Raw genomic sequence first — 13,970 nt, 5'->3', positions numbered from 1 at the left:
CCAATGGATGCCACCATTTCCGCCGCGATGACTTCGCAGCAGCTCGCCGAGCGCGTGCGCGACGGCATGTTTGCCCGTGACCGTGCTGCGCAGGGGCTGGGCATGCGCGTCACCCACATGGCACCAGGCGAGGCCACCATCGAGATGGTGGTGCGCAGCGACATGCTCAATGGCTTTGACATCTGCCATGGCGGCTATATCACGACCTTGGGCGATACCGCCTTTGCCTATGCCTGCAACAGCTACAACGAAATGACAGTGGCATCGGGCCTGTCGGTGGATTTTGTGGCGCCCGGCAAGCCCGGCGACGTGCTGGTGGCCGAAGCCAGAGAGGTTTCACAGGCAGGCCGTACCGGCGTGTACGACGTACGGATCTGCAATGGGGCGGGAGAGGTGATCGCCCTGTTCCGGGGGCGTTCATACCGCATGAAGGGCAAGCAGACCGTGCCCGCCCAAGACTGATTGTCAAGATGCCTAGAGGTTCCCACCATGAATGACCGAGTTTCCCCAGTCAACGTTTTCGACCCCATAGAGACTGCCAGCCGCGACGAAATCGAGGCCTTGCAGCTGCAGCGCCTGCGCTGGTCGCTGCAGCACGCCTATGAGAACGTGCCGCATTACCGCCAGGCCTTTGATGCCAAAGGCGTGCATCCGTCGGATCTGAAGAGTCTCAAGGACCTGGCAAAGTTTCCATTCACCACCAAGAAGGAATTGCGCGACAACTACCCCTTCGGGATGTTTGCCGTGCCGCGCAACAAGGTGGCGCGCGTGCACGCCTCTAGTGGCACGACAGGAAAGCCGACTGTCGTGGGCTATACGCTCAAGGACATCAATACCTGGGCGGATCTGGTGGCGCGTTCCATTCGTGCAGCCGGTGGGCGCCAGGGTGACATGGTGCATGTGGCCTATGGCTATGGCCTGTTCACCGGTGGCCTGGGGGCGCATTACGGAGCGGAACGCGCTGGCTGCACCGTGGTGCCCATGTCGGGTGGACAGACGGAGAAGCAGGTGCAACTGATCACCGACTTCAAGCCCGACATCATCATGGTGACTCCTAGCTACATGCAGGTGCTGGTGGAAGAGTTCCAGCGCCAGGGGCTGGACGCTGCCGCCAGCTCGCTCAAGATTGGCATCTTTGGCGCCGAGCCCTGGACCGAAGCCATGCGCAAGGATATCGAGCACAAGGCGGGTCTGGATGCCGTGGATATCTATGGCTTGTCCGAAGTGATGGGCCCGGGCGTGGCCAGCGAGTGCGTTGAAACCAAGGACGGCCCGGTCATCTGGGAAGACCATTTCTACCCCGAGATCATCAACCCGGACACCGGCGAAGTGGTGGCCGATGGCGAAGAAGGCGAGCTGGTCTTCACCTCCCTGTCCAAGGAGGCCATGCCCATCATCCGCTACCGCACACGCGATCTGACACGCCTGCTGCCGCCGACGGCGCGCTCCTTCCGCCGCATGGGCAAGATCGTGGGCCGCAGCGACGACATGATGATCATCCGTGGCGTCAATGTCTTTCCCACCCAGGTGGAAGAGATCGTGCTGGCGCACCAGAAGCTCACTGGCGTGTATCAGCTGCATATCAACCGTGAGGGGCTGCTGGACACTGTGGAGGTGCATTGCGAATTGGTGCCCGAGCTGCGCGGCATGGCCGATGGCGAGCGCATTGAAATCGCGCAATGGGTGCAGCACCGCATCAAGACGCTGGTGGGCATCTCCACGATGGTGCGGGTGTTCGATCCGGATGGTATCGAGCGCACGCAGACCGGCAAGGCCCGGCGCGTGTTCGACAAGCGGCCCCGTTGATGGCCTGACAGACCATTGTTCAACTTGATTCCCTGCTCCAGGCCAACCCCATGACCTTCACGCTCCGCCGCATTTCCCTGATCACTGCTGCCGCACTGCTGGCAGCGGGCTGTGCCTCGACTGCCGTTGCCCCGATGGGCGCTGCAACGATGCATGGCCAGGTCACCATCAAGCGTGATGACTTCGGTGTACCGCACGTATACGCCAATGACGTGCGCGGACTGTTCCATGGTTTTGGCTATGCAGTGGCGCAAGACCGCCTTTTCCAGATGGAGATGGCACGCCGCGCTGTGCTGGGCACCGTCTCCGAAGTAATGGGGCCGGCCTACGTCGCGCTCGACAAGGGCAGTCGCGCCAGTTTCTCGCCGGAATCGATCAGAGGCCAGATGGCCCGTCTGTCACCAGACGACAAGGCCATCTTCGATGGCTATGCTGCCGGCTTCAATGCCCGCGTGAACGAGGTGCTGGCAGCGCGTGCCACCTTGTTGCCCAAACAGTTCATTGATGCCGGCTTTGAGCCCAAGGCTGACTGGTCGGGCTACGACGTGGCCATGATCTGGGTCGGTACCATGGCCAACCGCTATTCCAATGTGAGCAGCGAGCTCGCCAATCTGCGCCTGCTGGAGCAGTTGCGCAAGGCCAACGGCGATGTGCAGGGCAGGCAGTTGTTCGATCAGATCCGCTGGGTGGAAGACACCCGGGCTCCCACCACGGTGCCTCGCATCAATGGTGCAATCCGACCGATCGCCACGAATGACGGGCACATGGCCAAGCTCGCGCCCGTCTCACCAGAATTGCTGGCAGCGCGCGACGAAATGGATGCCGCGCACCGAGGCGTTGCGCAGCCCTGGCAGCGGCCGATTGCCAGCAACCTCTGGATCGCCGGTCCCCAAAAGACGAGCGACGGCAGCACGGTCTTCATCAATGGGCCGCAGTTCAACTGGTTCAACCCGTCATACGTGTTTGGCATCGGCCTGCACGGCGCAGGTTTCGATGTGACCGGAAACACCCCCTTTGCGCACCCTGTGGTGCTGTTCGGTACCAACGGCAAGATCGCCTGGGGCGCCACAGCGGGCCCGCTGGATGTGAACGACATGTACCAGGAGCAGCTGAACCCGGCCAATCCACATGAGTACCGGTTCAACGGCACGATGCGAACCATGGCGAAGCGGACCGAGACCATCAAGGTCAAGGCAGAAGCCGACCAGAGCTTGGATATTTTTTCGACGGTGCATGGCACGGTCACCAACTTCGACATACCCAACGGCGTTGCCTACTCGATGAAGCGCAGCTGGGACGGTTACGAGCTGGAGTCCCTGCTGGGCTGGATCCACTCAATGCGGGCGCAGAACTGGCTGCAATGGCTGGCCCAGGCTTCGCGCGTGGCCATCACCATCAACTGGTATTACGCAGACACCGAAGGGAACATCGGCTACGTTTCGCCCGGTCGCCTGCCGATCCGCCCTGCACACCAGGATATCCGCCTTCCTGCATTGGGCGACGGCTCCATGGAGTGGGAAGGCATCCGGCCTTTCCGCGAGGACCCGCAGGTGCTCAATCCGGAGCAGGGCTATGTGGTGAACTGGAACAACCAGTCGGCACCCGGCGCCGTGAGTGACGGCGGCAACTATTCGGTGGTGGACCGTGTGAACGAATTCAGCGCCAGGCTCAATGCCAAGGCCCGTCTCACCCCTGAGGAGTTGTGGGACCTCAACCGTGCCACCGCCTACGCAGACACCAATGCGCGCTATCTGCTGCCCTTTGTGGCCGAGGCCACGCGCGGCCTGCCTCCCAATGATCCGGCCCGCCGCGCAGCACAACTTCTGGCTGGCTGGAATATGCTCAATGAAGACCCATCGGAGCGTGGCAGCTATGACAGCCCGGCCACGACGCTGATGATGACCTGGCTGCCGGTTCTTTTCAAGGCGGTGCTGGCCGATGATCTGCCGCCTGAGGTGTTTGCCGCCTATGCAGGTGGCGGCTATGCAGGCGATACGCAGGTGGCGAGCATTCGGCCAGGCAATGGGCTCAAGCTGGTCTACAACGCGCTCCTGGGTGCCAAGGCGGGTGTACCGCAGACCTATGACTTCTTCAACGGCCAGGACAAGAACACGGTACTGCGCGCTACGCTGGCCGAAGCCATGAAAGAGTTGCAGCAGCGCCATGGCGCGGATACCGCCGCATGGCGCATGCCTGTCACCAGGCATGTCTTTCTGACCAAGAACTTCATCGGTGCGCCGCAAGCCAATGCCGATGAGTTGCTCACGCTGCCAAGTTATATGAACCGCGGTACCCAGAACGACAAGGTGGTGCTCGGTGCCAAGGGCGTGAGCCTGTGCACTGCTGCACCGCCCGGCCAGAGCGGCTTTGTTGCGCCGGATGGCACCAAGTCGCCGCATTACGCCGATCAGATGGAGCTCTTCCAGAACTTTGGCTGCAAGCGCGAAGCGCTGACAGCTGCAGAGGTGGATCGCCGTGCCACTTCGGTTCAGGTACTCCGCTATTGAGCAAATCCAGTACGACCCACACATTTCAGGAGGTTCACCATGTACACCCAAGCCATGGACACCATGGGCAAAGAGCCGGGAGACGGCAACAAGCCCGTTCGCTCTGCCGAAGAGGCGCGCCTGCAGGAGCGCTTTGATGAGCGCATCGACGCGGGCGAGTTCATCGAAGCCAAGGACTGGATGCCCGACCATTACCGCAAGACCTTGCTGCGCCAGATCAGCCAGCATGCGCACTCGGAGATCGTCGGCATGCTGCCCGAAGGCAACTGGATCAGCCGTGCGCCCACCCTCAAGCGCAAGGCCATTCTGCTGGCCAAGGTGCAGGACGAGGGTGGTCATGGCCTGTATCTGTACGCGGCGGCTGAAACACTGGGCACCTCGCGTGACCAGATGCTTGACGCGCTGCACAGCGGCAAGGCCAAGTACAGCTCCATCTTCAACTACCCCACGCTGACCTGGGCCGATATCGGCACCATCGGCTGGCTGGTGGATGGCGCGGCCATCATGAACCAGGTGCCGATCTGCCGCTGCTCCTATGCACCCTATGCACGTGCCATGATCCGCATCTGCCGCGAGGAGAGCTTTCACCAGCGTCAGGGCTTTGACGCGTTGCTCACGATGATGAAGAGCGGCACCCAGGCACAGAAGGACATGGTGCAGGACGCGGTCAACCGCTGGTGGTGGCCATCGATCATGATGTTCGGTCCACCCGATGACCAATCGCCCAACAGTGCGCAATCGATGCGCTGGGGCATCAAGCGTGTCTCCAACGATGAGCTGCGCCAGAAGTTCATCGACGCGACCGTGGAGCAGGCGCAGATCCTGGGCGTGACTCTGCCGGACCCGGAGCTGAAATGGAACGAGGCGCGTGGTGCCCATGACCACGGGCCCATCGATTGGGATGAATTCTGGCGCGTGATTGCCGGAGACGGGCCCTGCAACCAGGAGCGGTTGGGTGCCCGTGTGCAAGCCTGGGACAACGGGGCCTGGGTGCGCGAAGCAGCGCTGGCCCATGCCCGCAAACAACAGAGTCGCGCCATCAAGGAGGCCGCATGAACGACAGTATCAAAATGGAATGGCCTCTGTGGGAGGTATTTGTGCGCAGCAAGGCAGGCCTGGACCACAAGCACTGCGGCAGCCTGCATGCAGCGGACGCCAGAATGGCCATCCAGATGGCGCGTGATGTGTACACCCGTCGGCAGGAAGGCTGCAGCGTGTGGGTGGTGCAATCCGAGCAGATTGTGGCGAGCGATCCCGGTGACAAGGACATGTATTTCGATCCTGCAGAAGACAAGGTGTATCGCCACCCCACCTTCTTCCAGTTGCCCAAGGAAGTGGATCACATGTGATCCCGGGAGAAACCATGCCTGCTGAATCCATACAACTTGCACTTACGCCCGCGACGCAATACCTGCTGCGCATCGGCGACAGCTGCCTGATCCTGGCCCAACGCATCAGTGAATGGTGTGGCCATGCACCGGTCCTGGAAGAGGACATTGCCATGTCCAACATTGCGCTCGATCTGATCGGGCAGGCGCGCGCCGTGCTCACCCTGGCCGGGCAGGTGGAAGGGAACGGCCATGATGAAGATCAGCTGGCTTTTCTGCGCAATGAACGCGATTACTTCAACGTGACGCTGGCCGAATTGCCACGAGGAGATTTTGCATTCTCCGTGTTGCGCAACACCATGCTCGCCACCTGGCTGATGCTGCTGTGGGAGCAGGTGAGCGTGGAGAGCTGCAATGAAGAGTTGCGCGCGATTGCCGCCAAGGCCGTGAAAGAAGTGCGATACCACCAGCAGCACTCCGCAGACTGGGTGGTGCGGCTGGGTGATGGCACGGACGAGTCGCGCACCCGCATGGAAGCTGCGGTGAAACAACTGTGGCGCTATGCGCCGGAGTTGTTCGATACCGACGCAGCTGACGAGGCCGCCGCAGATGCTGGCTGGGGCCCGCGCTGGTCTGCATTGAAGGATGACTGGTACGCACAAATGGGTGAAGTTCTGGCCGAGGCGCAGTTGGCAGAGCCCGCAGCGTCACAGTTTCTGAGCGAAGGCAAGCGCGGCCGCCATAGCGAGCACATGGGCTTCATCCTGGCCGATATGCAATATCTGCAGCGCGCCTTTCCTGCAGGAGCATGGTGATGCATGCAGCTGACCTTGCGCAGGAAGCACGGGTGAGTGCCGCCTGGAAAGTGCTCCACACCGTGCTGGACCCCGAGGTGCCTGCCGTATCGGTGTGCGACCTGGGCATTGTGCGCGACGTGGTTGCCGGGGAGGCGGGGCTGGAGATCGTGCTGACGCCGACCTACTCGGGCTGCCCGGCGACCGAGGTGATCGAGAGCGATGTGTTGGCCGCCATCGACGCCGCAGGACTGGGACCTGCGAGGGTGACGTTGCGCCGCGCACCTGCCTGGACGACGGACTGGATCAGTGCAGAAGGCCGGCGCAAGCTGGCCGAATACGGCATCGCGCCGCCAGGCATGGTGGACAAGGATGCCGCAGTGCCGATCCGGTTCTTCGGCCGCAGCATGAGCACTGCAACACCCGCGTGCCCGCGTTGCGGAAGCGCGCAGACAGAGCGGCTGTCCGCCTTTGGTGCCACTGCCTGCAAGGCCTTGTACCGGTGCCTGGCTTGCCGCGAACCCTTTGAGCACTTCAAGCCTATTTGAGTTGAGGAATCCAGTATGAGCATCAGTTTCCATCCGCTGCGCGTGCGCAAGATCGAGCCGGATACGCAAGAAGCGGTGGTGGTGTCGTTTGACGTGCCCACGGACCTGCGCGAAGTATTTGGCTTCACACAGGGCCAGTATCTGACCTTGCGCGCGAATATCGACGGCCAGGACCTGCGCCGTTCCTATTCGATCTGCGCAGGCGTAGACGATGGTGAGTTGCGCGTGGGCGTGCGCAAGGTGCGCGGCGGCGTGTTCTCCAACTGGATCAACGAACACCTGCAGCCCGGTGACACTATCCAGGTGATGGCGCCGCAAGGGCGGTTCTTCGTACCCATCGAAAGCGATGCCGCCCGCCACCATGTGGGCATTGCTGGTGGCAGCGGCATCACGCCGATTCTCTCGATCATGAAGACCGTGCTGGCGCGCGAGCCCGCAAGCCGGTTCACCCTGATCTATGGCAACCGCGCATTGCGCTCGACCATGTTCAAGGAAGAGATCGAAGACCTCAAGAACCGCTACATGTCGCGTCTGGTGCTGCAGCACGTGTTTTCGGACGAGCACACCGATGCGCCGATCAACAGCGGCACGATGAACCGTGAAAAGATCGGTGAATTTCTGGCAAGCGTAGTGCCGGCTGGTCGCATTGACCATGTCTATGTCTGCGGCCCTTTCCAGATGAATGACGAGGCCGAGGCTGCCTTGCTGGCTGCAGGGGTTCCGGAAGAGCGCATCCATATTGAGCGCTTTGGCGTGGCGCTGCAGGCTGCTGGCACGGTGGGCGCTGTGGTGCACGAAGCCAAGCCAGGAGACGCCGAGGCCGCGCGCATTGTGATCATCCGTGATGGCCTGTCACGCGAGATTCCGTTTACCAAAGGACAGCCCAGCATTCTCGATGCGGCATCTGCTGCTGGCATGGAGGTACCTTATTCATGCACCTCCGGTGTATGCGGTACCTGCCGGGCCAAGCTGGTGGAAGGCGAGGTGCGGATGGAGCGCAACTTTGCCTTGGATAAAAAGGAGGTGGCCGATGGCTTCATCCTCACCTGCCAGGCGCACCCGTTGACAGAGCGCGTTGTGCTCTCATTTGATGAGCGTTGATACCCTGGAAGGGAGAATGGTTTGAGGCATGATGAGCGCCACCATCATCAACAAGGAAGACGCCATGGCTCGAGGACGGGCACCCGGTTATGAAGACCAGAGAGAACATATCCTGCACCAGGCTGCGGAGCTGTTTGCCCGCGCAGGCTACGCGGCAACCTCGATGAATGAGGTGGCGAGTGCCTGTGGCCTGTCCAAGCCGGCGCTCTACCATTACTTCAAGGACAAGAATGCGTTGCTGCTTGAGATTTGCGATGCGCATATCACGCGACTGATTGCCCTGGTGGACGGGGTGGATCAGCAGCTGCCTGCCGAGCCTCGCCTGCGCTTGTTGATCGAGCGCTTTGTGCAGGAGTATGCCCATGCCGTCAACGAGCACCGGGTGCTGACCGAGGATGTGCGTTTCTTGAATGAAGAGGATCAGGAGCGGATTCTGAACGGTGAACGTCAGGTGGTGGAGAGCGTGGCACGCGCTGTGCGTGAGCTGCGCCCCCAGACGGACCAGGCGGGGCTGACCAAGGCACTCACCATGCTGTTGTTCGGCATGATGAACTGGATGTTCACCTGGCTCAAGCCCCATGGTGCCTTGAGCTACGACGCCATGGCGCCTGTTGTCGCCGATCTGTTTCTGGGAGGCGTAGGGGCAGTGCAAACCCCAGGTCAGAAACGCTGAAAAATACTGGTGAAAAATTATTTAATAAGTTAAATTGTTGTGCCGTTGTGATAGCCATGGATCTCGCACCGACATTGCCCATTGCATCGCAGCCATCACCGCAATCGTAGGGGTCGTTTAGTAAGAGCCATCTTCAAGGAGACAATATATGAAGCGCTTTGCAAAACTGGGAATTGTTGCTGCCGCACTGGCTGCAGCATGGGGTTCGGCCTGGGCCGACATCAATGTGGGTGTGGTGCTGTCGGCAACCGGCCCGGCTGCATCACTGGGCATTCCGGAGAAAAACACAATTGCGCTGATGCCGCAGACCATTGGGGGGCAGAAGGTCAACTACATCATTCTCGATGATGCGTCCGACACCACCGCAGCCGTCTCCAACACCCGCAAGCTGATCAGCGAGAGCAAGGCCGACATCATCATCGGCTCCAGCATCACGCCCAACTCTCTGGCAATGATCGACGTGGTGGCAGAAGGCAAGACCCCCATGATCACCCTGGCGGCTTCTGCGAAGATCATCGAGCCGATGGACGACAGGAAGAAGTGGGTCTTCAAGACGCCCCAGAACGATGGACTGATGGCAGGTGCCATTGCAGACCATATGGCCAAGAGTGGCGTCAAGACCGTCGGCTACATCGGCTTCAACGATGCCTATGGCGAGAGCTGGCTGCAGGAGTTCAAAAAGGCCGGTGAAGCCAAGGGCTTGAAGATCGTGGCGACCGAAGCCTTTTCGCGCGCGGACACGTCCGTGACCGGTCAGGCACTGAAGCTGATGGCTGCCAAGCCCGATGCGGTGCTGGTGGCGGGTTCGGGCACACCGGCGGCCCTGCCGGAGAAAACCCTCAAGGAGCGTGGCTACAAGGGCAAGTACTACCAGACCCACGGTGTGGCCAATGCAGATTTTCTGCGCGTAGGCGGCAAGGACGTGGAAGGCACTTTCCTGCCTGCGGGCCCGGTGTTGGTGGCCGATCAGTTGCCTGACAGCAACCCGGTCAAGAAGGAGGGCGTGGATTACGTCAAGGCCTATGAGGGCAAGTATGGCAAGGGCACTGCAGCCACTTTTGGCGCACATGCATGGGATGCAGGAAAGATCCTGTTCGCCGCTGTGCCCGAAGCGCTGAAAAAGGCGCAGCCTGGCACACCGGAGTTCCGCGCGGCGTTGCGCGATGCCTTGGAGCAGACCAAGAATGTACCTGGCGCACACGGCATTTTCTCCATGTCACCCACTGACCACCTCGGCATCCAGAATGGTGTGGTGATGGTCAAGATCGAAAACGGCACCTGGAAGTACCAACCCTGATATACGCCTGCAACGCATGAAACAGGCGCGGCCCCATCTGCGAGACGGTCAGCAAAAGCCGTTTTGCTGATGGGGCCGCAGTTTCCCTTGCGGTGCGCCGCAAGGCAGCTCCGGGGTGTTTCATCTTTCCGCGTTTTCGAAAGTCGACTATGGATTTGCAAATTGCCTTGCTGCTGGGGCAGGACGGCATCGTCAATGGCGCCATCTACGGGCTGATGGCGGTGGCCCTGGTGCTGGTGTTTTCCGTCACACGCATCATTTTCATTCCGCAGGGAGAGTTTGTCGCCTATGGCGCGCTCACCATGGCCATGATGCAGGCGGGCAAGACGCCTTCCACGTTGTGGCTGCTGTTGGTCATGGCTGCCGTTGCGCTCGTGGCGGAGCTGTGGCGTGCCCGTTCCGGCCAGGGCGGCAGTTGGCCCGCAACCCTGCTGTGGTGCATAGGCTTTCCCGCCGTGGCGGCGGTGCTGGCCCTGGGCGTCAAGCCCAGTTCGCTGCTGCTGCAGTCGATCACTGCTTTGGTGCTGGTGATGCCCATGGGCCCGTTGCTCTACCGTGTGGCGTACCGGCCAGTGGCAAATGCTTCCGTGCTGCTGCTGCTCATCATTTCGGTCGCGCTTCACGGCGTGCTGGTGGGCTTGGGCCTGCTGTTCTTTGGTGCAGAGGGCTCGCGTACCACGCCCTTCTCGGAGTCCAAGTTCGACATTGCGGACATTTCCATTTCGGGCCAGTCCCTGGTGGTGCTGGGTGTTGCGCTGGTACTGGTGATATCGCTGTTCGTGTTTTTTGAACGATCAATGCTCGGCAAGGCCTTGCGCGCAACTGCCATCAACCGGGTAGGCGCGCGCCTGATGGGCATTCCAACTGCGCTGGCGGGCGATCTGAGCTTTGCTCTCGCTGCCTTGATCGGCGCCATCTCGGGCTTGCTGATCGCGCCGCTCACCACGGTGTATTACGACACCGGATTCATGGTGGGGCTCAAAGGCTTTGTAGCGGCCATCATCGGCGGTCTTGCCAGCTATCCGTTGGCACTGGCAGGCGCGCTGCTGGTGGGCCTGCTGGAGTCCTTTTCCACCTTCTGGGCCAGCGCGTACAAGGAGGTGCTGGTGTTTGCGATGATTATTCCGGTGCTGTGGTGGAGATCGCGCAACAGCCGCCATGTGGAGGAAGAAGAATGAGCGCGCCGGTACCCAAATCTGGCCCCATGGCCAACTCCGCGCCCGCAAGCGCTGCAGGTGTTGTCACTCCCCGGATGCTCACCGCCGCCGCCATTGTGCTGTTTGCACTGGCCTGGGGATTTCTGCCTGATTTCACCGTGGTGATCCTGAGCTACATTGGCCTCTATGCCATGGTGGCTGCCGGCCTGGTGTTGCTGACCGGAGTGGGCGGCATGACATCGTTTGGGCAGGCCGCCTTTGTCGGCATCGGCGCCTATGCCACGGCGTGGGCATGCACGTCGCCGGTGGCGGTACAGTTTTTCGGCAGTGCGGTGGGCGCGGCCGGCCTGCCGTGGGTGGGCCTGGTGCTGGGCTTTGTGATCACCTTCATCGTTGCCTGGGTGCTGGGGTCCGTCACCGTCAAGCTCCAAGGGCACTATCTGCCGCTGTGCACCATTGCCTGGGGCCTGAGTCTGTACTACCTGTTTGGCAACATGGAATTTCTGGGTGGCCAGACCGGCATCACAGGCATTCCACCATTGGTGATTGCAGGCGCCTCCTTTGCGTCGCCCCGGGTCATGGGTGTGCTCGTCTGGGTCGTGCTGCTGCTGGCACTGTGGCTGCTGAGCAATCTGCTCGATTCGCGAGAAGGGCGGGCGATCCGCTCGCTCAAGGGCGGGCAGGTGATGGCCGAATCAATGGGCATCAACACCGCGCGCCACCGCGTCAAGCTGTTTGTGCTGGCCGCGTTGCTCGCTACCCTGTCCGGCTGGCTGTATGCGCACATGCAGCGCTTTGTGAGCCCCGCGCCCTTCAACCTGAACATCGGTATCGAGTACCTGTTCATGGCAGTGGTGGGTGGTGCGGGTCACCTCTGGGGTGCCGTGCTGGGCGCTACCCTGATCACCTTGCTGAAGGAGAAGCTGCAGGACATTCTGCCCGCCCTGCTGGGCACCAGCGGAAATTTTGAAGTGATCGTTTTCGGCCTGCTGATGGTGCTGGTGCTGCAGCGTTTTGACCAGGGGCTGTGGCCCACCTTGCAGCGCTTGACTGCGCGCTGGATCAAACAGCCTGCAGGCAGGCAGGTCCAGGCCACATCTCATCCGCTGGACCAGCGCACGGCGCCTGCGGCAGGCACCACCTTGTTGGCAGCCGAGCATGTCACCAAGCGCTTTGGTGGCCTGGTCGCAAACAATGATGTGTCCATGTCGCTGAAGGCCGGGGAGGTGCACGCGCTGATCGGGCCGAACGGTGCAGGCAAGAGTACGTTCTTCAACATGATCTCGGGCGTGGATTCGCCGACCGAAGGCCAGGTGCAACTGATGGGCCATGTCATGGCCGATGCGCCATCACGCAGGTTTGCCGCATTGGGCCTGGGGCGTACTTTTCAGCATGTGCGCCTGCTGGGCCAGCGCACGGTACTGGAAAACGTGGCCTTGGGTGCCCATCTGCGTGCGCACAAGGGGTGGTTGGCATCCATGCTGCGACTGGACAGGCACGAAGAGGCGTCGTTGCTGGCCGAGGCGCGCAAGCAGATCGAACGCTGCGGCCTGGGCGCGTTTGCCGATGTGCCTGCGGGGTCGTTGGCCTTGGGTCAGCAGCGCATTGTCGAAATCGCTCGCGCCTTGGCGGGACAGCCCGCAGCCTTGCTGCTGGACGAACCGGCGGCGGGCCTGCGGCACCTAGAGAAGCAATCGCTTGCCCAGTTGCTGCGCCAGTTGCGCGCCGAAGGTTTGGGTATTCTGGTGGTGGAGCATGACATGGAGTTTGTGATGAACCTGGCTGACCGCATCACGGTACTGGAGTTCGGCACCGTGATTGCCACGGGAACACCTGCCGAGATTCAATCGAACCAGCGCGTGCTGGATGCCTATCTGGGTGGCGCCGATGAAGACGAGGTGGCCGCATGAACAGCACCCCTCACTTGTTGCAGCTGTCGCAGTTGTGCGTATCGTACGGGCCGGTGGAAGCCGTGCACCAGGTCGATCTGCATGTGGCGGCAGGAGAGATCGTGACCGTGATTGGCCCCAATGGCGCGGGCAAGACGACCTTGCTGTCGGCGGCCATGGGTCTGCTGCCCTCCAAGGGCCAGGTATCCCTGTCGGGTGGCGTGATCGCTCGCCCCACGGTGGAGGCCATGGTGTCGCATGGCGTAGGGCTGGTGCCGGAGAAGCGTGAACTGTTTGGCGAGATGTCGGTGGAAGACAATCTGCGGCTGGGCGGATTCTCGCTGTGGCGCAAGGGCGAGCGTGACCAGGGAGCGCGCCTGCAGGAGGTGTTTGACATCTTTCCGCGCCTGCAGGAGCGCCGTGCGCAGATGGCATCCACGTTGTCGGGCGGTGAGCGGCAGATGCTGGCCATTGGCCGCGCACTGATGGCCAAGCCGCGCCTGCTGATGCTCGATGAGCCATCGCTGGGCCTGGCACCACTGATTGTGCGCGAGGTGCTGCAGGTGGTGGCATCGCTGCGTGATCGCGGCGTATCGGTGCTGCTGGTGGAGCAGAATGCGCGTGCTGCGCTGAAGGTGGCAGACCGCGCCTATGTGCTGGAGATGGGCGCCGTGGCGCTCAGCGGCAATGCACGCGATCTGCTGCACGACCAGCGCATCATCGATACCTATCTGGGCGCGGGAAGGCAGGAGGCTGTCGCACATTGATCCGCTGATCCGTTGATCTATTGGTGCGCGGTTCTGATCCGCTGTCGAGAATCCCCAAAAAAGAGAGAGCTGGCCGCGCATGCTGCCAGCTCTCTGCTTTTTA

13 protein-coding genes are annotated in these 13,970 nt (G+C 61.5%); all 13 read left to right on the top strand.

Annotation, left to right across the window (positions count from 1 at the left end; translation table 11 throughout):
* Positions 1-3: 3 nt before the first annotated feature.
* A complete protein-coding gene (gene paaI / locus LAD35_RS15750; RefSeq protein ID WP_224149944.1) occupies positions 4-462 on the top strand; it encodes a hydroxyphenylacetyl-CoA thioesterase PaaI in 459 nt (152 codons plus the stop codon).
* A 27-nt stretch (positions 463-489) separates the two neighbouring features.
* Positions 490-1,806, top strand: coding sequence for a phenylacetate--CoA ligase PaaK (gene paaK / locus LAD35_RS15745; RefSeq protein WP_224149943.1), 1,317 nt, complete (start codon positions 490-492; stop codon positions 1,804-1,806).
* 50 nt (positions 1,807-1,856) lie between these two features.
* Positions 1,857-4,313 carry a penicillin acylase family protein gene (locus tag LAD35_RS15740; protein WP_224149942.1) on the top strand — a complete coding sequence of 819 codons (2,457 nt, stop codon included), beginning with the start codon at positions 1,857-1,859 and terminating at the stop codon, positions 4,311-4,313.
* A 39-nt stretch (positions 4,314-4,352) separates the two neighbouring features.
* Positions 4,353-5,369, top strand: a complete 1,017-nt coding sequence (paaA, locus tag LAD35_RS15735; protein WP_224149941.1) for a 1,2-phenylacetyl-CoA epoxidase subunit PaaA — start codon at positions 4,353-4,355, stop codon at positions 5,367-5,369.
* The gene (gene paaB / locus LAD35_RS15730; RefSeq protein ID WP_224149940.1) at positions 5,366-5,662 is read left to right on the top strand and encodes a 1,2-phenylacetyl-CoA epoxidase subunit PaaB; all 297 of its coding nucleotides are present in this window, start codon (positions 5,366-5,368) and stop codon (positions 5,660-5,662) included. Before paaA ends, paaB begins: the two co-directional genes overlap by 4 nt.
* A 14-nt stretch (positions 5,663-5,676) precedes the next feature.
* Positions 5,677-6,456, top strand: coding sequence for a 1,2-phenylacetyl-CoA epoxidase subunit PaaC (gene paaC, locus LAD35_RS15725; protein ID WP_224149939.1), 780 nt, complete (start codon positions 5,677-5,679; stop codon positions 6,454-6,456).
* A complete protein-coding gene (paaD, locus tag LAD35_RS15720) occupies positions 6,456-6,983 on the top strand; it encodes a 1,2-phenylacetyl-CoA epoxidase subunit PaaD (protein ID WP_224149938.1) in 528 nt (175 codons plus the stop codon). Before paaC ends, paaD begins: the two co-directional genes overlap by 1 nt.
* 15 nt (positions 6,984-6,998) lie before the next feature.
* The gene (gene paaE, locus LAD35_RS15715) at positions 6,999-8,084 is read left to right on the top strand and encodes a 1,2-phenylacetyl-CoA epoxidase subunit PaaE (protein WP_224149937.1); all 1,086 of its coding nucleotides are present in this window, start codon (positions 6,999-7,001) and stop codon (positions 8,082-8,084) included.
* A gap of 64 nt (positions 8,085-8,148) precedes the next feature.
* Positions 8,149-8,757, top strand: a complete 609-nt coding sequence (locus LAD35_RS15710; protein ID WP_224152737.1) for a TetR/AcrR family transcriptional regulator — start codon at positions 8,149-8,151, stop codon at positions 8,755-8,757.
* 148 nt (positions 8,758-8,905) lie between these two features.
* The gene (locus LAD35_RS15705) at positions 8,906-10,054 is read left to right on the top strand and encodes an ABC transporter substrate-binding protein (RefSeq protein WP_224149936.1); all 1,149 of its coding nucleotides are present in this window, start codon (positions 8,906-8,908) and stop codon (positions 10,052-10,054) included.
* 149 nt (positions 10,055-10,203) lie between these two features.
* On the top strand, positions 10,204-11,232 hold the full coding sequence (locus LAD35_RS15700) for a branched-chain amino acid ABC transporter permease (protein WP_224149935.1): 1,029 nt from the start codon (positions 10,204-10,206) through the stop codon (positions 11,230-11,232).
* Positions 11,229-13,121, top strand: a complete 1,893-nt coding sequence (locus LAD35_RS15695; protein WP_396022753.1) for a branched-chain amino acid ABC transporter ATP-binding protein/permease — start codon at positions 11,229-11,231, stop codon at positions 13,119-13,121. The genes LAD35_RS15700 and LAD35_RS15695 overlap by 4 nt, the downstream gene beginning before the upstream one ends.
* Entirely contained in the window at positions 13,118-13,867 is a 750-nt protein-coding gene (locus LAD35_RS15690; RefSeq protein WP_224149934.1) for an ABC transporter ATP-binding protein, read from the top strand. The genes LAD35_RS15695 and LAD35_RS15690 overlap by 4 nt, the downstream gene beginning before the upstream one ends.
* Positions 13,868-13,970: the final 103 nt, after the last annotated feature.

It is taken from the genome of Comamonas odontotermitis, assembly GCF_020080045.1.
Classification (GTDB): Bacteria; Pseudomonadota; Gammaproteobacteria; order Burkholderiales; family Burkholderiaceae_C; genus Comamonas; species Comamonas odontotermitis.
This window is presented reverse-complemented; position numbering and strand designations above follow the sequence as displayed.

What these genes read in the sequence shown, in the direction of transcription:
- paaI (WP_224149944.1), top strand. Translation starts at nt 4, where the DNA reads ATGGATGCCACCATTTCCGCCGCGATGACTTCGCAGCAGCTCGCCGAG.
- paaK (WP_224149943.1), top strand. Translation starts at nt 490, where the DNA reads ATGAATGACCGAGTTTCCCCAGTCAACGTTTTCGACCCCATAGAGACT.
- LAD35_RS15705 (WP_224149936.1), top strand. Translation starts at nt 8,906, where the DNA reads ATGAAGCGCTTTGCAAAACTGGGAATTGTTGCTGCCGCACTGGCTGCA.
- LAD35_RS15710 (WP_224152737.1), top strand. Translation starts at nt 8,149, where the DNA reads ATGGCTCGAGGACGGGCACCCGGTTATGAAGACCAGAGAGAACATATC.
- paaD (WP_224149938.1), top strand. Translation starts at nt 6,456, where the DNA reads ATGCATGCAGCTGACCTTGCGCAGGAAGCACGGGTGAGTGCCGCCTGG.
- LAD35_RS15695 (WP_396022753.1), top strand. Translation starts at nt 11,229, where the DNA reads ATGAGCGCGCCGGTACCCAAATCTGGCCCCATGGCCAACTCCGCGCCC.
- paaC (WP_224149939.1), top strand. Translation starts at nt 5,677, where the DNA reads ATGCCTGCTGAATCCATACAACTTGCACTTACGCCCGCGACGCAATAC.
- LAD35_RS15740 (WP_224149942.1), top strand. Translation starts at nt 1,857, where the DNA reads ATGACCTTCACGCTCCGCCGCATTTCCCTGATCACTGCTGCCGCACTG.
- paaB (WP_224149940.1), top strand. Translation starts at nt 5,366, where the DNA reads ATGAACGACAGTATCAAAATGGAATGGCCTCTGTGGGAGGTATTTGTG.
- paaE (WP_224149937.1), top strand. Translation starts at nt 6,999, where the DNA reads ATGAGCATCAGTTTCCATCCGCTGCGCGTGCGCAAGATCGAGCCGGAT.
- LAD35_RS15690 (WP_224149934.1), top strand. Translation starts at nt 13,118, where the DNA reads ATGAACAGCACCCCTCACTTGTTGCAGCTGTCGCAGTTGTGCGTATCG.
- LAD35_RS15700 (WP_224149935.1), top strand. Translation starts at nt 10,204, where the DNA reads ATGGATTTGCAAATTGCCTTGCTGCTGGGGCAGGACGGCATCGTCAAT.
- paaA (WP_224149941.1), top strand. Translation starts at nt 4,353, where the DNA reads ATGTACACCCAAGCCATGGACACCATGGGCAAAGAGCCGGGAGACGGC.